Here is a 16,474-nt window from a genome sequence, read left to right on the forward strand (position 1 = left end):
CTTCACGGGTCAATAATCTTGGGGCCGGGGCGCGAACTGTGTCCCGGCTTGCCAAGATGAAGGAAGTGCCATGATCCCGGTTCAGGGCGTCGAAAATCAGACCATCGCCGTGCTCGGCCTCGGCCGTTCCGGCCGCGCCACCGCAACCGCCCTTGCCGCAGGCGGAGCCAATGTCGTCGTCTGGGATGACGGTGTGGACACGCGCGAACAGGCCTCGGCGGATGGCATGACCGTCGTTGACCTGACCCGTGAGCAGAACTGGGACGGTATCTCGGCACTCATTACCAGCCCGGGCATCCCGCATCTCTATCCCAAACCCCATCCGGTCATCGCCAAGGCCTATGAACTGGGTGTGCCGGTCGACAACGATATCGGCCTGTTCTTCCGCAGCTTCGCGACCCGCGATTGGGAACAGTTCGACACCGCGCCGCGCGTGATCGCGATCACCGGCTCGAATGGCAAGTCGACGACGACGGCGCTCGTCCACCACATCCTGCGCGAGGCCGGGCGTCCGGCCCAGCTGGGCGGCAATATCGGGACAGGCGTCCTGTCGCTGGAGCCCGCGCATGATGGCGAGGTCATCGTGCTTGAGCTGTCGAGCTATCAGACCGACCTTGCCCGCGCGCTGACACCGGACGTCGCGGTTTTCACCAATCTCTCGCCCGATCACCTGGATCGCCACGGCGGGCCGGGGGGCTACTTTGCGGCAAAGCGCAGGTTGTTCGCCGAGGGCGGCCCTGACCGCGCTGTGGTCGGCGTCGACGAGGTGGAAGGCCGCTATCTGGCCGATCAGCTTTGCATGGCTCCGGCTGACGACCGCGTGATACGGATTTCCGCGGGGCAGAAGTTGGAACGCTTTGGCTGGTCCGTCTTTGCCCGCAAGGGGTTCCTGTCGGAATACCGCAAGGGACGGCAGGTTGCCTCGATCGACCTGCGCGACGTTACTGGCCTGCCGGGTGAGCACAATCACCAGAACGCCTGCGCGGCCTATGCCGCTGCCCGAGCCGTTGGCGTGCCCCCGCGCGAGATCGAGCGTGCCTTCCACAGCTTTCAGGGGCTACCGCATCGCAGTCAGACCGTGGCCGAACTGGATGGCGTGCGTTGGGTGAACGACAGCAAGGCGACGAATGTCGACGCTGCCGCAAAGGCGCTCACAGCCTTCAAGAACATCCGCTGGATCGCAGGTGGCATGGGGAAGGATGGTGGGATCGAGGCACTTGCACCGCATCTGGGCCAGGTGATCAAGGCCTATCTGATCGGTCACTCGGCCCGAGATTTCGCGCTGCAGCTCGGCCAGACGACCTATGAGATTTGCGAGACGATGGATCAGGCCGTGGCCAGGGCACGCGATGAGGCTCGGCCGGGGGAAACCGTCCTGCTGGCGCCTGCCGCCGCAAGCTTCGACCAATACCCCAACTTCGAGAAGCGGGGCGAGCATTTCACCGCCTTGGTCCAGGCGTTGCCCGACTGACCCAGGCAAATGAGAAAGGCCCCGGACGATCCGGGGCCTTTGCATGTCCGCGATAGATCAGAACGAATAGCCGATCCGGACGCCGAAGCCCCAAAGATCGTTGTCGTTGGTTTCGCCGACCTCGGTCTTGTCTCCCGAATAGCCGACGCCCAGATCGGCATCGCCCAGCTTCGAGTAGTTGATGCCGGTCGAGACCTTGATGTTGTCCATCGTGTAGATCGCCGCGACCTGGACGCCCTTGCGGCCGTCATATGGGGCGAGCGGAGAGATCTTTCCGCCGACGCTCGGCTCGTAGATATATGCGATCGAGCCGGCCCAGTTCTCGGTGAACTTGCGCCCCACGCCGATCGTATAGGTCGTGGTGTCCTCCAGTTCGACCAACGGAATGGTGCCTTCCGGGGTGACGATCGGGAACAGGAAGTTGTCGACCTTGAATTCGGACCATTTGACCCAGCGGATCGAGCCGAACATCAAGGTGTCCTCGGCAATGCCGGTCTGGCCTTCCAGCGTCCAGCTGCGCGGTGTCGTGACCTCGTAATCTCCCTTGAACGTTGCGGGTGCCAGCGGGCCGCCGGTCTCCGTCTGCTCGAAGTCGTGATCGATCTCGGAATTGTAGGTCAGCGAGATCCGAGCGGCATATTCCGGGATCTCGTAGGCAACGCCCGCGACCCAGCCCACGCCCCAGGCACCGCCAATGTCAAGGTCATAGGGCTGCGGCCCGAGACGCCCCTGATAGGCCGCGCCACCAAGTGTCACCCCACCATCCGCATGCGAGGCACGCAAGCCCCCATGAACCGAGAAGTTGTTCTGGAACTTGTAGCGCAGGATGCCGGTATAGGTCGTCGAGTTCACCTCGACCCGGGTGCCGCCCAGCAGCAGGGAGCCGCCGTCGGCGAATGTCGGATAGCGCAGGTCCGAACCAAAGGGCTGTTCCACGATGAACGCGCCCGACAGGTTCTCATTGAACTGGTGCTTGTATGCGAGGCCAAGGAAGCCGTAGCCCTGTGCTACGTCGCCCGTGTCATAAGGGCCGCCCACGGCCGCCGGTGCCACGTCGCGGCCTTTGACGGTCGGGTCGACGCCGCCAAAGCTCAGCTCGACATAGTTGCCTTCCTCGAAGAGCACGGCCAGCGATTGCGGCGCGCGTTCGATCCCGCCTGCCAGCACAGGCGCGGCACTTGCCATGAGCAATGCGAGCCCGGTCATTGTTCTTTTCATATTTCCTCCCATCGTAGCCCAATCAGGGCTTGAAACGAGCTTTTCGCAGCCTTCCTGCTTGCGTCAATCGTATGGGAGAACTGACGCCGCGTCGAAACCCCGGTCACGCTTTATGCGTGTGACTGCTGCGCCGCTACAACAGATACGTGTTACACCGGACCGAGTCGGTTCATGGTGGCGTCTTTCTTGGTCTGGACATTCCGCCTGTCCCATGAAATGGGAAACTGCCAAACGAACCCCTGATAGGATGCTCCCATGCAGATTCGTGAGGCTCTGACCTTCGACGACGTTCTTCTCGTACCTGCGGCTTCCTCGGTGATGCCCTCGACGGCGGATGTGACGACTTACGTCACCAAGCAGATCCGGATGAACATTCCGCTGCTTTCCAGTGCGATGGATACGGTAACCGAAAGCCGCATGGCCATCGCCATGGCTCAGGCCGGTGGTATCGGCGTGATCCACCGCAACCTGACGGCCGAACAGCAGGCAGACGAGGTCCGCCGCGTCAAGCGCTTCGAATCGGGCATCGTCTACGATCCGATCACGCTGCGCCCCGATCAGACGATCGCGGATGCCAAGGCCCTGCAGGAGCGTTACAATGTCACCGGCTTCCCGGTGATCGACGACGCGGGTCGTGTCGTCGGGATCATCACCAACCGCGATATGCGCTTTGCAAGCGATGACCGCACTCCGGTTCAGGCGGTGATGACCGGAGACAATCTTGCCATCCTGCGCGAACCTGCGGATCGCTCGCTGGCGATCAGCCTGATGAAAGAGCGCCGGATCGAAAAGCTGCTTGTCACCAATGCCGAAGGCAAGCTGACTGGCCTGCTGACGCTGAAGGACACCGAGCAATCGGTGCTGAACCCGCTGGCCTGCAAGGATGATCTGGGCCGTCTTCGCGTCGCGGCTGCCTCGACCGTGGGCGAGGAAGGCTACGAACGCAGCGTCGCGCTGATCGAAGCAGGGGTCGATATGGTCGTGATCGACACCGCACACGGACATTCCGAGGGGGTGGCCCGCGCCGTCAGCCGCATCAAGGCGTTTTCAAACGAAATTCAAGTGGTTGCGGGGAATGTCGCCACGGCCTCTGCCGCCAAGGCGCTGGTCGATGCCGGTGCTGACGCGATCAAGGTGGGCATTGGTCCCGGTTCGATCTGCACCACCCGCATCGTCGCGGGCGTAGGCGTGCCACAGCTGACCGCGATCATGGACGCCGTTTCGGGCGCGGGGGACATTCCGGTGATCGCCGATGGCGGCATCAAGTTCTCGGGCGATTTCGCCAAGGCGATCGCGGCGGGCGCAAGCTGTGCCATGGTCGGCTCGGCCATCGCCGGCACCGATGAAAGCCCGGGCGAGGTGATCCTGTACCAGGGCCGGTCCTTCAAATCCTATCGTGGCATGGGTTCGCTTGGCGCGATGGCGCGCGGCTCGGCCGATCGGTATTTCCAGAAGGATGCGGCCTCGGACAAGCTGGTTCCCGAAGGCATCGAGGGCCAGGTGCCTTACAAGGGTTCGGCGGCCGCCGTCATTCACCAGCTGGTGGGCGGCCTTCGTGCGGCCATGGGTTATACCGGCAGTGCGACGGTGGCAGAGATGCGCGGCGGCTGTGAATTCGTCCGCATCACCGGTGCGGGTCTCAAGGAAAGCCACGTCCATGACGTGCAGATCACCCGCGAAAGCCCGAACTACCGTCTGGGCTGATCGCGAAAACGGGATTCCGAAGGGGCGGCCACGGTCGCCCCTTTTTCATGCGCCAACTGAATCTTAACCAGCCACGGCTAAAGATTTTCCCCATCATTCCCATGGTGGCGGCGCATGTCGATCATTCACCTCCTTCTGCGGTCATTGCTTGTTTCGATGCTCTGGGCTGGTCGCGTGGCGGCCATGTCGGGGGCAGAAGTTTGCGAATGGGCGGCGACCAGGGCGGCCGAGGAAACCGGCGTTCCAGGCGACATTCTGGGTGCTCTTGCCTTGACCGAGACAGGACGGCGGATCGATGGCATCGTTCGTCCCTGGGCGTGGAGCGTGAATGCCGAAGGCAAGGGAACATGGTTTGACGATTCGCAGTCGGCAGTTGCCTATGCGCAGGATCTTGTCGATCAGGGGCGGCGCAATCTTGATATCGGATGCTTTCAACTCAACTATCGGTGGCACTCTTCCGGGTTCAGCTCGGTTGCGCAGATGTTCGATCCACTTGAGAACGCGCGCTATGCCGCCCGCTTTGTCGCGCAACTGCACGATGAAAAGGGTGACTGGAGAGCGGCGGCAGGAGCCTTCCATTCGCGCACCGACCAACATGCCGCGCGTTACCTCGCCCGCTTCGATGATCTGCGGCAGGCATTCCGCCTTCGGGGCTTCACCGCGGTTGAGCAGGTGCCCGAAACCTATAACGACTTTGCATCGATCGGCTCGGCCAGCCGGCGCGTTGTTCGTGAACGGGTCATGCTTCTGGGGGCGCCACTCGGCACGGGGGTAACCGGCAGACCTGGATCACTGGCCGCCATAGGGCCGGGGCGAGGCGCGACGCTGGTCGCAGCTCGTGGTGTTCTCATAGGCGCGGGATCGGGCGGAGCGCTCATCGTTCGGAACGCCGGGAAGGGCGGCGCCGAGGTGAGCCGGGATTGACAATTGGCCCGGCTCCGCCTTTCTGGGCAGACCCAATCGGAACTGCCAGATACCATGACACCTGCCGCCCGCGCACAGGCCGCCATCACGATCCTCGATCAGATACTTGCCGGAGATGCGGCCGAGGCTGCGTTGCTGCGCTGGGCCCGGGGCAGCAGGTTTGCCGGCTCGGGTGACCGTGCCGCGGTGCGCGATCTCGTTTTCGACAGCCTTCGCTGCAAGCGTTCGCGGGCGGCGCTGGGCGGGGCGATGTCGGGCAGGGGGTTGATGATCGGAATGCTGATCGAGGAAGCGCGCGATCCGGCGTCGATCTTCACCGGGGATGGTCATGCCCCCGCGCCGTTGACACCCGAGGATCGCGAGGGAATGCGTGCCCCCTGCGGCATAGAGGGCCTTGATCTGCCCGACTGGATCTGGTCGCGCTGGCGTAGCTCATTGGGGGAAAGCGCCGAAAGGGTTGCCATGGCCATGCGGGACCGTGCACCGGTCTGGTTGCGGGTCAACAAGCTCCGGGCGACGGCGGCACAGGCGCAGGCTGCACTCTCGGATGACGGCATCATGGTCGAGCCCTTCGCAGCCCTGCCGAGCGCGCTGATGGTCACGCAAGGCGGTCGACGCGTCTCGGGCTCGCGCGCCTATCAAGAAGGCATGGTCGAACTGCAGGACCTGTCGCCCCAGCTTGCTTGCGCCGCCCTGCCAGAGGTTCGTTTCGCGCTGGATTATTGCGCAGGCGGTGGGGGAAAGGCACTTGCGATGGCCTCTGGCGGTATCCGCAACGTCACCGCCCATGACATCGATGCCGGGCGAATGTCCGATCTTGCTTCCCGGGCGCGACGCGCAGGGGCCGCGATCAAGGTCAGCGCGCCGGGCAAGGTCAGTGGCCGCTTCGATCTTGTCCTTACCGACGTTCCCTGTAGCGGCAGCGGAACCTGGCGACGCACGCCGGACGCGAAATGGCGCTTGGGCGAGGCGGGGCTTGAAAGACTGCTTGAGATTCAGGCGGCCATCCTGCTTGAGGCCGCGCAATTCGTAGCACCTCTGGGCTATCTGGCCTACATGACGTGTTCGCTGCTGGATGACGAAAATGGCTCGCAGGTGGCGCGTTTCCTGTCGCGGGGTGGGTTCCAGCTTGAAAGCGAGCGCCGATATTCGCCCCTTGATGCGTCGGACGGATTCTATTTTGCCCTCATGCGGCGCTGTTAACCTTGGGTTAACCGCCGTTCTGTAGCCAAAGCTCATCCAGTTCGAAGCGGAGGATGGCATGGCCGGACTGAAGGCGGCGCATAGGCATGTCGGGCTGATCTATCGCTTTTTCGGCATTCTTGCTGCCGGACTTGTCGCGGTAAGGGTGCTTTTGCCGGCCGAGGATCAGATGCGCGCCGCATCGCTCGCCTTCGCAAGCATCGCCTTGACCTTGGTTCTGATTGGCGGGGCAGAGATGCTGCGCCGGGCAGGAATCACCTTGGGGCAACGGCGCGCATTGTCCCGGCTGCGCGAGCGGCTGTCGGGTCACGACGGGCCCGCCTTCGCAATAGGCTGCGACGGCCGGATTCTCGCCCGGAACCGCTCGGGTGAAAATCTGTGCGGATCGAAGGATGTTCGCAATCTGCTTGCGCAGAGCCATGCCGTCCCGGACCAGGCCTGGAACGATCTTTCGATTAGGCTTGAACGTTCAGGTTCGGCCGAAATCGAGCTTGAGATGGCAGGACGGTTTGCGGTGGAATTGCTGGAAAGGGGCAAGCTTCAGCTTTGGCTTTCCCTCTCCCCGCCAGTCCAGATCCCAAGGCGAATGGCGGCAACCAGGCGTGAAACCGACGAGTTTGACCGGTTGCCCGTCTCGCTTCTGACGCTTGACGCCCAAGGGCGAATAACCCGCGTGAATGAGGCCGCGCGTGAGCTTCTGGCGGGTGCCTTGCCGGGTCAGAGCCTGTCGCAATACCTCGACGGGCTCGGGCGCGAACTCGGCGACTGGGTATCGGATATTTGCGCCGGTCGGACAGCGGGCAGTGCCGAGGTGCTGCATCTGAAAGGCGAACGGGCGGACCGATTCGTCCAGGTTAGCCTGAGCAGGAGTTGCGATGGCCAGGTGACTGCCGTTCTCTCGGATGCAAGCGCAATGAAAACGCTCGAGGCGCAATTCGTCCAAAGCCAGAAGATGCAGGCGATCGGCCAATTGGCTGGAGGAATCGCGCATGATTTCAATAATCTGCTTACGGCCATCACCGGCCATTGCGATCTTTTGATGCTGCGCCATGACAAGGCGGACCCGGACTATGCGGATCTTGATCAGATCAGCCAGAACGCAAATCGCGCGGCGGCGCTGGTGCGCCAGCTGCTCGCCTTCTCCCGTAAGCAGACGCTCAAGCCACAGATCATGGACCTTCGCGACACGTTGTCCGATCTCACCCATCTTCTCAATCGACTTGTGGGGGAACGGATTGCGCTGACTTTCGACCATGATCCGTCGCTCAGAATGATCCGTGCGGATCGCCGGCAGCTAGAGCAGGTGATGATGAACCTTGTGGTCAATGCGAGGGACGCGATGCCCCAGGGTGGCGACATCACGATCGCGACAGACAACCACCGCCTCGACGCGCCAACTTCGTTCGGGCGCGCAACGCTTCCCCCCGGGGATTACGTCCGGGTTCAGGTCCATGACCAGGGCTGCGGCATTGCAGATGACGAACTGACGAAGATATTTGAGCCTTTCTACACGACAAAGCCGACCGGAGAGGGAACAGGGCTCGGGCTTTCGACGGCCTATGGCATCGTCAAGCAGACCGGGGGCTATATCTTTTGCCAAAGCGTCCTTGGGCAGGGCAGCACCTTCTCGCTGTTCTTCCCAGCCCATGACAAGAAGGCCGAGGCCGGTGCCCCGGAACCTGCAAAGACGAGGCCGGTCGAACCTGTCCTGCGGCGAGAAAGCGATGCGACGGTATTGCTGGTCGAGGACGAGGCTCCGGTGCGTGCCTTTGCCAGCAGGGCGTTGAAGCTGCAGGGGTTCAACGTGCTTGAAGCCTCCTGTGCCGAAGATGCGCTGACGATTCTTGCGGATCATCGATTGAACGTCGATGTCTTTGTCACAGATGTCATCATGCCCGGCATGGACGGCCCAGCCTGGGTCCGCACCGCCTTGCGCGAACGACCTCGGACGCGGGTGATCTTCATGTCGGGCTATGCCGAAGATGTCTTCAGCGAAGGTCGTCCCCCCGTGCCGAACTCGGCCTTTCTCGCCAAGCCCTTTTCATTGTCCGATCTGACGGCGCTGGTCACCCGGCAGCTGGACACTGTACCGGCCGAAAATCAGAGCGAGGCGTAAAGCGCGATGTCGCGAGCAAGAAAGTCGCGCAGTGCCGCTTCCTCACCGGAATCTAGTGTCACATCCACCGCCGGCGGGACGTTGACCCTTGGCAAAGTGATCGCACAGTCAAGGCGGTCCTCCAGGAATTGCGTGAAGTCGTCGATCTCTTCGTAGCGGAAGATACGGTCGATCTTGTCGCCCTGATGCGTCAGGAAATCGCATTGCGTCCCGATCGTGCGGAAATGATCGCTTTCAGGTGCGCTATAGGCTTCGACAAAGTCCCGGAAACTCAGCGTCAGGGCCGTGTGGTCGGGGTCGTCATGGTCGTCACGCAGGCGAAAGCGATACCAGCTGCGCAGCCAGTCGAGTGGTTGCCGCATCAGGCTGACCGTAGTGAACCTTTCGCCTGTAACGTCATGCAACCAAGGCTCGATATGGCGGCGATAGCTCGCGAGATTCGTGTGCTTTAGCTCGGCAGGACGTTGCACCGCGACGTTCGAGAGCGATTCGAGGGCGGCTTCGACTGCAGTTGATCCGGCCTTGGGAGTAGCGAGGAAAACGAGGCGTTTTTCCCAGAATATAAGCATATTTAACTGCTTCACTTCGATGGTCCAGAGAAGCAGGAGATAGCCTTTTGCCACGCGCGCTGTAAACGATTTCTTAATTCTTCGGGGCGATCATGCCGGGGCCGATGCCGTGAAGCTGGGCGGGAATGTGAACGAACGCTTGCATTTCAGGCGAATTCGTCTCAAATAAGAACATCCCGTGAACATCAAGCGGGCGGGCACTGATTGCCCCGACAAGCGGGGTATGAAATAAGCATGGGGACCGCATGGCAGGGGCAACACTTTTCGACATGAACGACAAGCGATCGGCAGATAAGCAAAAGGCTCTGGACAGCGCGCTGGCCCAGATCGAACGCCAGTTCGGCAAGGGCTCGATCATGAAGCTCGGGGCCGACAATCCCGTGGCCGAGATCGAAGCAACCTCGACCGGCTCCCTGGGGCTCGATATCGCCCTTGGCATCGGCGGCCTGCCCAAGGGCCGCATCATCGAGATTTTCGGACCGGAAAGCTCGGGCAAGACCACGCTGACGCTTCATGTCGTCGCGGAAGAGCAGAAAAAAGGTGGCGTCTGCGCCTTTGTCGATGCTGAACATGCGCTGGACCCGCAATATGCCAAGAAGCTGGGCGTCAATCTCGATGAGTTGCTGATTAGCCAGCCCGATACCGGGGAACAGGCGCTTGAGATCGTCGACACGCTGGTCCGCTCGGGTGCGGTCAATCTGGTCGTGGTCGACTCGGTGGCGGCGCTGACCCCGAAATCCGAAATCGAAGGCGACATGGGCGACATGCAGATGGGCAGCCAGGCCCGCCTGATGAGCCAGGCGATGCGCAAGCTGACCGCCAGCATCGGCCGCAGCAACTGCATGGTCATCTTCATCAACCAGATCCGGATGAAGATCGGCGTGATGTTCGGTAGCCCCGAGACGACAACGGGCGGGAATGCACTGAAATTCTATGCTTCGGTCCGGCTCGACATCCGTCGCACGGGTTCGATCAAGGATCGCGACGAGGTGGTCGGCAACGCGACCCGCGTCAAGGTCGTCAAGAACAAGGTCGCGCCGCCGTTCCGCGAAGTGGAATTCGACATCATGTATGGCGAAGGCATCTCGAAAGTGGGCGAGCTGATCGACCTGGGCGTCAAGGCCGGTGTCGTCGAGAAATCGGGTTCCTGGTACTCCTATGGGGACGAGCGAATTGGCCAGGGACGGGAGAACGCCAAGCAGTATCTGCGCGACAATCCCCAGACGGCCTTCGCGATCGAAGACAAGGTTCGCGCCAGCCACGGCCTGGATTTCGGTTCTTTGTCGGATGGTGACGAGGTTCTGACCGACGATTGAGGCAGGACTTGGCACGGCAGACGCGTCCCGGGGCATCGGGGCGCGGTTTTCTTGACCGCTCCTGCAGGACCCGCCCGAGCGTTCCGGCTTTACGCCCGCGCCACCCTCGGTTATTTGCGGACTCTGCCCATCCGGAAAGAATGCGCCATGCCAAGCCTCAACGATATCCGCTCGACGTTTCTGAACTTCTTCGAACGTAACGGCCACCGTGTCGTCGAATCCAGTCCGCTGGTACCGCGCAACGACCCGACATTGATGTTCACCAATTCGGGCATGGTGCAGTTCAAGAACCTGTTCACCGGGGTCGAGTCGCGCGATTACAACCGGGCCACCACAGCCCAGAAATGCGTCCGTGCGGGCGGCAAGCACAACGACCTCGACAATGTCGGCTATACGGCACGGCACCATACCTTCTTCGAAATGCTGGGCAACTTCAGCTTCGGCGACTATTTCAAGTCGCAGGCGATCCCCTATGCCTGGGAACTGCTGACCAAGGATTTCGGCATCCCCAAGGACAAGCTGCTGGTCACCGTCTATCACACCGACGATGAGGCCGCCGATATCTGGAAGAAGGTCGCGGGCCTTTCCGACGACCGCATCATCCGCATCCCGACCAGCGACAATTTCTGGCAGATGGGCCCGACCGGTCCCTGCGGCCCCTGCACCGAGATATTCTTCGATCACGGCGACAAGATCTGGGGTGGCCCGCCCGGTTCGGCCGACGAGGATGGCGACCGCTTCATCGAGATCTGGAACCTCGTCTTCATGCAGAACGAGCAGTTCGAGGACGGCTCGATGCGCGCCCTCGACATGCAGTCGATCGACACCGGCATGGGGCTCGAGCGGATCGGCGCGCTGCTGCAGGGCAAGCACGACAACTATGACACCGACCTGATGCGCAGCCTGATCGAGGCCTCGGCGCATGCCACCTCGAACGATCCCGACGGTCCGGGCAAGGTGCATCACCGCGTGATCGCCGACCACCTGCGCTCGACCTCGTTCCTGATCGCGGATGGCGTGATGCCCTCGAACGAGGGCCGCGGCTACGTGCTGCGCCGCATCATGCGCCGTGCCATGCGCCACGCCCATATCCTGGGCGCCAAGGACCCGGTCATGCACAAGCTGGTCCCGGCGCTGGTCAGCCAGATGGGCACCGCCTATCCGGAACTCGGCCGCGCGCAGGCACTGATCGAAGAGACGCTGAAGCTCGAGGAAACCCGGTTCAAGCAGACGCTGGACCGCGGGTTGCGCCTGCTCGACGACGAGCTGTCGCGCCTGCCCGAGGGGGCGAACCTGCCCGGCGAGGCGGCCTTCAAGCTTTACGACACCTACGGCTTCCCGCTGGACCTGACGCAGGACGCGCTGCGCGAAAAGGGCCGCGCGGTCGACACCGCCGGCTTCGACAGCGCCATGGCCGAGCAGAAGGCCAAGGCGCGCGCCGCTTGGGCCGGCTCGGGCGAGACGAAGGATGCCGCGATCTGGTTCGACCTGGCCGAGCAGCACGGCGCGACCGAGTTCCTCGGCTATGACACCGAGATCAGCGAAGGCCAGATCCTCGCTTTGGTGCAGGACGGCGCCGCGGTTCAGGCCGCGACCGAGGGCCAGCAGGTCCAGATCGTCGTGAACCAGACCCCGTTCTATGGCGAATCCGGCGGCCAGGTTGGCGATACCGGCCTGATCAAGACCGAGACCGGCGCGGCCCGCGTCACCGACACCAAGAAGGCCAATGGTCTTTTCGTGCATGTCGCCGAGGTCACCCTGGGCACGATCAGCCCCGGCCAGGGCGCACAGCTTGCGGTCGACAATGCCCGTCGCGGCGCGATCCGCGCCAATCACTCGGCCACGCACCTGCTGCACGAGGCGCTGCGCCGGGCACTGGGTGAACATGTCGCGCAGCGCGGCAGCTTGAACGCACCCGACCGGCTTCGTTTCGACTTCAGCCACGCCAAGGCCCTGACCGCCGAGGAAATCGCCCAGGTCGAGCGCGAGGTGAATGATTTCATCCGCCAGAACACCCCCGTCGAGACCCGGATCATGACCCCGGACGACGCCCGCGGCCTGGGCGCGCAGGCGCTCTTCGGCGAGAAATACGGCGACGAGGTCCGCGTCGTCTCGATGGGCGAGCTGGCCGGTTCCGGCAAGGGCGTCGGCGGCAAGACCTATTCGCTGGAGCTGTGCGGCGGCACCCATGTTGCGCGCACCGGCGATATCGGCATGTTTGCCCTGACTTCTGAAACGGCCTCGGCCGCCGGTATCCGTCGGATCGAGGCACTGACCGGGCAAGCCGCCATGGAAGCACTGCGGCGTGTCGATGGCGAGCTTTCCGAGATCGCGGGCATCGTCAAGGCGCAAGCTGGCGACGTGGTGAGCAAGGTCCGTGCGCTGGCGGATGAGCGCAAGGCGCTGGCGAATGAGGTCGCGCAGCTCAAGCGCCAGCTGGCAATGGGCGGCGGTTCGGATGAAGCGCCCAAGGAAATCAACGGGATCAAGCTGATCGCGCGGCGTGTCGAGGGCGTCTCTGGCAAGGAACTCGGGCCGCTGGTCGATGAGATGAAGGCTCAGCTTGGCTCGGGCGCCGTCGTCGTGCTGGCCGAGGCCGACGGAAAGGCCACCGTGGCCGCGGGTGTCACGCCCGATCTGGTCGCACGTGTCACCGCCGTCGAGCTGGTGCAGGCCGCGACCGCAGCACTTGGCGGCAAGGGTGGCGGTGGGCGCCCTGATCGCGCTCAGGGGGGTGCACCCAGCCTCGCGGCCGCCGATAGCGCCATTTCAGCCATCGAAACCCTGATCGGAGAGAAAGCATGACCGCGCTCTGGATTGCCCATGTCAACGTGACCGATGCCGATTCCTATGGCGAATATGCCAAGCTTGCCGGTCCGGCGATCGCGGCGCATGGTGGTGTCTTCCTGGCGCGCGGCTCGCGCTACGTGCAGCTGGAAGGGAACGAGCGCGCCCGCAATGTCGTCGCGCGCTTCCCCAGCGTCGAGGATGCGCTGGCCTGCTACAATTCGGCCGAGTATCAGGCGGCGCTGGAACACGCCAAGAATGCGGCAGAGCGCGATCTTGTGATCGTCGAGGAAAACCCCGCCTAAGACTATTGGTGATTCTTCAAGCTTTTCGTGCCAAGTTGGTGGAAAAGCACGGAAGGGGACGGGAATGTGTCGCTGGGCAGCCTATATCGGCAGTCCGATTTTCCTTGAGGACGTGATCTGTCGGCCCGGCCATTCGTTGGTCCGGCAAAGCCATGGCGCGACGCGCTGCCATACGCCGGTAAATGCCGATGGCTTCGGCATGGCTTGGTACGGCGAACGCGATGAACCTGGCCTTTACCGCGATGTGATGCCGGCCTGGTCCGACACCAACCTCAAAAGCCTGACGGCCACGTTGAAGTCGCATCTGTTTCTGGCGCATGTGCGGGCCTCGACCGGGACGGCAACCAGCCGCAACAATTGCCACCCGTTTGTCGTCGGCAAGTGGAGCTTCATGCATAACGGCCAGTTCGGCGGCTATGAGCGCTTTCGCCGCCATGCCGATGCGCTGATCCCCGATGAATTTTACGCCCATCGCAAGGGTGCCACCGACAGCGAGGCGCTGTTCCTGGCGGCCTTGGGCGAGGGGCTTGAAAGCGATCCGGCGGGCGCGATGGCGCGCGCCACGGCACGGTTCGAGGCGCTGGCGCAGCAGCGGGGAGAGGCACCTTTCGTGCGGCTCACGGCTGCTTTTTCGGACGGCCACCGGTTGTTCGCACTGCGTTATGCAAGTGACGATCAGGCGCCGTCGCTTTTTCATCGTTGGTCCGATACGCGCGGCGGACGTGCCGTGGTGTCAGAGCCGCTGGAAAGCGACGAAACCGACTGGCTGGAAATACCGGCGCAGAGCTTCTGCATCTTCGACGGGCCGGATCTGGTGGTAACCCCGTTCATCCCGACGAAAGCCCGCGCCGCGGCATGATGTGCAGGCGGGCCTAAGCCGGCTCGGACAGCACCAGCCCACCTTCGCGCACCAGGAATTCCACGATCTCGGGGATGCCCTGTCCGTGTCGCAGTTGGGCCATGACAAATGGGCGTTCGCCGCGCGCGGTCTTGGCATCGCTTTGCAGCAGTTCGACATCCACCCCGACATGGGGGGCGAGATCCGTCTTGTTGACGACAAGAAGGTCCGATCGTGTCAAACCGGGTCCGCGCTTGCGCGGAATGTCCTGACCGGCGGCCGTGTCGATGACATAGATCGTCAGATCGGCGAGTTCCGGGCTGAAGGTCGCGGCCAGGTTGTCGCCGCCCGATTCGATCAGGATCAGGTCGAGATCGGGAAAGGCCGCGCGCAGATCGGCCACGGCGGCCAGGTTGATGCTGGCATCCTCGCGGATCGCGGTATGAGGGCAGCCCCCGGTCTCGACGCCGCGGATCCGTTCGACGGGCAGGACCTGGGCGCGCATCAGCGCCTCGGCATCCTCGCGGGTATAGATGTCGTTGGTGATGACAGCCATCGAAAGCCGAGGCGCCAGCGCGCGGGCCAGTTGCTCGGTCAGCGTGGTCTTGCCCGCGCCGACGGGGCCGCCGATGCCGACCCGAAGGGGTCCATTAAGGCTCATGTCCGGAAAATCCTTACGTAGAGAGTTTCATGCCGCATGGCCGCCAGATCGGCCCCGAGGCAGCAGGTGGCAAGCGCGTCGCGATCTGCCTGCGCGGCGCGTGCCGCGGTTTCAGCGATGGTATCGTGCAGACTGGCCAACGCCCTTTGCCCCTGTGCCTGGCCCAGCGGCAGGAAGCGCGTGGCGGCCGATACGAGATTGCTGGCAAAGGCGTGCAGGTAATGACCAATCACCTCGTCAGGGGGCAAGCCAAGCCCGCGCGCCGCAACGCCGACAGCGACCGGCAGGGGGCGCGTTGGATGCGCTTCCCCAGACAGCGCGGCGACGGTTTCGGCGAAGGCGCGGCCCTGATCCATGGTTTCGGTCAGGCGTTCCGCCGAACCGGCCTGGGCCCGCGCGAGATCGGCGAGCTCATCGGGGTCTTCACCTCGCAACGCCAATGCCAGAATCACCGCATCGATCCAGCCGCCGCCATGGCACAGCACGTCGCGAACCCATGATGACACGGATTGCGCGTCGCGGGTGGCCTCGGTCATGGCTTGTTCCAGCCCATGCGAATAGGCGAAGCCCCCGGTTGGAAAGGCCGGAGACAGCCATTGGATCAGGCTAAGGCGCGAAAGGGCTGACATCAGTGGCTGTGGAAGCCGGGGCCGTGATCATGCCCCATTGTCCGTCCATGGCCATATGCCCCGCCCTCTGGGTCGAAGGCCGCCATCGTCGGGGTGACGCATGCGCCGAGTCCCTTGAGCATGCCTTCAAGAACATGGTCGGCCCGGATCAGCAGGTGATCCGCCGCAATCTGGCAGGGGGTGTGGCGGTTGCCGATATGCCAGGCGAGGCGGGGAAGCGGCCCCTCGACGCGCAGGCAAGGTTCCATCGCGGCGGCAACGCCGATCACGCGGCCATCCTCAAGCTGGAATGCATCGCCCGGGTTCAGGATGACCGTTTCCGGCAGATCCACCATGAAGGAAACGCCGCTCCGCGAGGTCAGTCGCTTGCGGCGCAGAAAGCGGCCCTCGTAATCAAGCACCACGGCATCTTCGGCGGGTGTGGCACGCAGGATCGAGGTCGCGCGGGTCTGGACAAGGGGCGCGTTCATTGACGCACCCCCTTGTACGGCTGGCTTACAGCCAGACCAGGTCGCGGAAGACGTAGTGGACGATACGGTCGCGCGTGATGCCCATATCGGCCAGCACGGCATCCGATTTGGCTTCGAGTGCGGCGATTTCCGCGTGACGCGAGCGCGCCTCCACATAGGCGTTCATGCCCTGGCCGATGCGGGCAAAGATTGCATCCACGCGTGCGCGAAGCGACGGTGCGAACTCGGTCGATTGAATAGCCATTGGAAACCCTTTCGGTGTT

At 63.2% G+C, this 16,474-nt stretch carries 15 protein-coding genes; 9 read left to right on the forward strand and 6 right to left on the reverse strand.

What is annotated here, in order from left to right:
• Positions 1 to 70: 70 nt before the first annotated feature.
• The gene (gene murD / locus RGQ15_RS06500) at positions 71 to 1,471 is read left to right on the forward strand and encodes a UDP-N-acetylmuramoyl-L-alanine--D-glutamate ligase (protein ID WP_311159403.1); all 1,401 of its coding nucleotides are present in this window, start codon (positions 71 to 73) and stop codon (positions 1,469 to 1,471) included.
• Between the two features lie 57 nt (positions 1,472 to 1,528).
• On the opposite strand, the gene RGQ15_RS06505 is transcribed toward murD, so the two are convergent.
• Positions 1,529 to 2,689 carry an OmpP1/FadL family transporter gene (locus tag RGQ15_RS06505; protein ID WP_311159404.1) on the reverse strand — a complete coding sequence of 387 codons (1,161 nt, stop codon included), beginning with the start codon at positions 2,687 to 2,689 and terminating at the stop codon, positions 1,529 to 1,531.
• A 255-nt stretch (positions 2,690 to 2,944) separates the two neighbouring features.
• Here RGQ15_RS06505 and guaB point away from each other — a divergent pair, with 255 nt between their 5' ends.
• From guaB to RGQ15_RS06525, 4 genes are all read left to right on the forward strand, one after another.
• A complete protein-coding gene (gene guaB, locus RGQ15_RS06510) occupies positions 2,945 to 4,393 on the forward strand; it encodes an IMP dehydrogenase (RefSeq protein ID WP_311159405.1) in 1,449 nt (482 codons plus the stop codon).
• A gap of 114 nt (positions 4,394 to 4,507) precedes the next feature.
• Positions 4,508 to 5,317 (forward strand): lysozyme family protein, encoded by an 810-nt coding sequence (locus tag RGQ15_RS06515; protein ID WP_311159406.1) that lies wholly within the window; start codon positions 4,508 to 4,510, stop codon positions 5,315 to 5,317.
• A 54-nt stretch (positions 5,318 to 5,371) separates the two neighbouring features.
• Positions 5,372 to 6,520: an RsmB/NOP family class I SAM-dependent RNA methyltransferase gene (locus tag RGQ15_RS06520; protein ID WP_311159407.1), complete on the forward strand. Its 1,149-nt coding sequence runs from the start codon at positions 5,372 to 5,374 to the stop codon at positions 6,518 to 6,520.
• 58 nt (positions 6,521 to 6,578) lie between these two features.
• Positions 6,579 to 8,636 carry a hybrid sensor histidine kinase/response regulator gene (locus RGQ15_RS06525; RefSeq protein ID WP_311159408.1) on the forward strand — a complete coding sequence of 686 codons (2,058 nt, stop codon included), beginning with the start codon at positions 6,579 to 6,581 and terminating at the stop codon, positions 8,634 to 8,636.
• Here the strand turns inward: RGQ15_RS06525 and RGQ15_RS06530 are convergent.
• Positions 8,621 to 9,205, reverse strand: a complete 585-nt coding sequence (locus RGQ15_RS06530) for a sulfotransferase family 2 domain-containing protein (RefSeq protein WP_311159409.1) — start codon at positions 9,203 to 9,205, stop codon at positions 8,621 to 8,623. The two genes, RGQ15_RS06525 and RGQ15_RS06530, sit on opposite strands and share 16 nt — an antisense overlap.
• 245 nt (positions 9,206 to 9,450) lie before the next feature.
• Here RGQ15_RS06530 and recA point away from each other — a divergent pair, with 245 nt between their 5' ends.
• The 4 genes from recA (at position 9,451) to RGQ15_RS06550 (ending at position 14,472) form a co-directional block, all read left to right on the forward strand.
• Entirely contained in the window at positions 9,451 to 10,521 is a 1,071-nt protein-coding gene (gene recA / locus RGQ15_RS06535) for a recombinase RecA (RefSeq protein ID WP_311159410.1), read from the forward strand.
• A gap of 147 nt (positions 10,522 to 10,668) precedes the next feature.
• Entirely contained in the window at positions 10,669 to 13,326 is a 2,658-nt protein-coding gene (alaS, locus tag RGQ15_RS06540; protein ID WP_311159411.1) for an alanine--tRNA ligase, read from the forward strand.
• Positions 13,323 to 13,613, forward strand: coding sequence for a DUF1330 domain-containing protein (locus RGQ15_RS06545; protein ID WP_311159412.1), 291 nt, complete (start codon positions 13,323 to 13,325; stop codon positions 13,611 to 13,613). Before alaS ends, RGQ15_RS06545 begins: the two co-directional genes overlap by 4 nt.
• A 64-nt stretch (positions 13,614 to 13,677) precedes the next feature.
• Positions 13,678 to 14,472: a class II glutamine amidotransferase gene (locus RGQ15_RS06550; RefSeq protein WP_311159413.1), complete on the forward strand. Its 795-nt coding sequence runs from the start codon at positions 13,678 to 13,680 to the stop codon at positions 14,470 to 14,472.
• Between the two features lie 13 nt (positions 14,473 to 14,485).
• Here the strand turns inward: RGQ15_RS06550 and ureG are convergent, their stop codons facing one another.
• The 4 genes from ureG to RGQ15_RS06570 are packed head-to-tail and all read right to left on the reverse strand — an operon-like array spanning position 14,486 to position 16,455.
• Positions 14,486 to 15,112: an urease accessory protein UreG gene (ureG, locus tag RGQ15_RS06555; RefSeq protein WP_311159414.1), complete on the reverse strand. Its 627-nt coding sequence runs from the start codon at positions 15,110 to 15,112 to the stop codon at positions 14,486 to 14,488.
• Positions 15,109 to 15,741 carry an urease accessory protein UreF gene (locus RGQ15_RS06560; protein ID WP_311159415.1) on the reverse strand — a complete coding sequence of 211 codons (633 nt, stop codon included), beginning with the start codon at positions 15,739 to 15,741 and terminating at the stop codon, positions 15,109 to 15,111. Before RGQ15_RS06560 ends, ureG begins: the two co-directional genes overlap by 4 nt.
• Positions 15,741 to 16,211 (reverse strand): urease accessory protein UreE, encoded by a 471-nt coding sequence (locus RGQ15_RS06565; RefSeq protein WP_311159416.1) that lies wholly within the window; start codon positions 16,209 to 16,211, stop codon positions 15,741 to 15,743. The genes RGQ15_RS06560 and RGQ15_RS06565 overlap by 1 nt, the downstream gene beginning before the upstream one ends.
• Before the next feature lie 25 nt (positions 16,212 to 16,236).
• Positions 16,237 to 16,455: a hypothetical protein gene (locus RGQ15_RS06570; protein WP_311159417.1), complete on the reverse strand. Its 219-nt coding sequence runs from the start codon at positions 16,453 to 16,455 to the stop codon at positions 16,237 to 16,239.
• Between the last annotated feature and the right edge of the window lie 19 nt (positions 16,456 to 16,474).

It is taken from the genome of Paracoccus sp. MBLB3053 (assembly GCF_031822435.1).
GTDB classification, from domain to species: Bacteria; Pseudomonadota; Alphaproteobacteria; order Rhodobacterales; family Rhodobacteraceae; genus Paracoccus; species Paracoccus aurantius.